1 protein-coding gene and 1 pseudogene are annotated in these 1,682 nt (G+C 70.6%); both read left to right on the top strand.

The window, feature by feature from the left end; genetic code table 11:
* A pseudogene (locus QZY44_RS11210) lies at positions 1-826 on the top strand (hypothetical protein); the annotation flags it as partial.
* On the top strand, positions 823-1,682 hold an 860-nt coding region (locus QZY44_RS11205), incomplete at its 3' end, for an ATP-binding protein (protein ID WP_295446193.1). The pseudogene QZY44_RS11210 and the gene QZY44_RS11205, both read left to right, overlap by 4 nt.

Below are 1,682 nucleotides of genomic sequence, written 5' to 3'. Positions count from 1 at the left end.
GACACCGGTCGGCACCGGACGGGCGCCATCCCCCATCGGGCAGGCAGCCGAGCGTTTGCGACAGCACCGGCCGGCGACGACCAATGCGGCGCCCCCATCCACCCCGGTCGTGCCCATCCCGACACCCGCCGATCCCCGCAGGGTGGCCGAAGCGTGGTTCCAGGCGCGGCGCCCCGGTGTGGGTGCCCGCCTGTTGCTGGCCCTGGCGGCAGCGATCCGGACCGGCGAGCGCCTACCCGCGGCCGTGCTGTACCTCCCTGACCAACCCGGCGATCAACTGTGGATTCGTGTGCCGGATGGCCTGGAGGGATTCGGCTCCACCTTGGAGTTCCAGATCGCCGCCCTGTGGGAGGACGATCTGCTCGCGGTCGATATCCTCAAGCCCTACCTGCGCGTGCGGGTGATCGACGGTGTCCGTGGGGTCGTCCTCAAGGTCGAGGCCAGCGGACACTTTGCGGCCTTGCTGCCGGCCGGAGCCCTGGACCTCTGCACGCTCCCGACGCTGGTCGGTGCGGTACCGGTCAATACGGAGCCCCGCGGTCCCACGCCGACGGCCACCTCGCCTGAATCAACGCCATCCAGTCCCGCACCGACCGCCGGTCAGAGCCCGAGTGCGGTCGCCAATGCCTTGATCGCCCAGGTACGTGCGGCACATGAGGTCCAGGGCGCGGCCGGGCAGGGCACCGTGGTCGTGGTGACGCCCGCGGACATCGCCGCCGCGGCGCAGGCGGCGGGACTCAAGCCGCAATCGCTGAAACTGGCGCTGATGCACCGGCCCGGCTGCCGGATGACCCCCGACGGCGGAGCGGTGGTCGCCGCCGAATGACCGCGGCCTATGTCGACCCCTGGCGCCCCAACTACGAACGTCGGGCGCTCATCCTGTGGGTCGTCGTCGCGGTAGTTGCCGCGGTCACTGCCGGTCGCTGGGGCCTGCCGACGGGGGCCTTCCACTGGCTCGCATGGCTTTCGCTGGCCATGGCGCTGACCTGGGTCCGGGGTACCGTGCGTATCGCGAGCCTTCACGAATGGCTGCGCGGACACCAGCTCGGGTGCATCGCCCCGGAGGAGTTCGCCGCCCGTCTGCCGTCCTGGTCCGGAGACCTGTGGCTCGGCTGGGGCTTCGATTGGCTTCCGGTGCATACGCAGCTCGCGCTGGACCTCATGCGCGCGGGACCGGAGCAGTTCGCCCCGCGCGATCCGCAGCGGATGGGGGCGACCTGGCTGCACGGCCTGGGGGGGCGCGATGGGGACCTGCGCATCCCGCTGTCGCATACCGACGGGCACATGCTGATCGTCGGGGTCACCGGCGCCGGCAAGACGCGCACCTTCGACCTGCTGGTCACCCAAGCGGTCCTGCGTGGTGAGGCGGTCCTGATCATCGACCCCAAGGGCGACCGCGACCTGCGCGACACGGCGCAACGGGCGTGCGTCCTGGCCGGCACCCCGGAGCGCTTCGTGCATTTCCATCCGGCCTTTCCCGCCCAGTCGGTGCGCATCGACCCCCTGCACAGCTTCAACCGGCCCACTGAGCTCGCGAGCCGGGTGGCGGCCCTGATTCCCTCGGAAACCGGCAACGATCCGTTCAAGAGCTTCGGGCAGATGGCCCTGAGCAACGTGGTGCAGGGGCTGATCGCGGTCGATGAGCGACCGAGCCTGGTCAGTCTGCGCCATTACCTGGAAGG

The organism is uncultured Thiodictyon sp. (assembly GCA_903837595.1).
GTDB lineage: Bacteria > Pseudomonadota > Gammaproteobacteria > Chromatiales > Chromatiaceae > Thiodictyon.
This window is presented reverse-complemented; position numbering and strand designations above follow the sequence as displayed.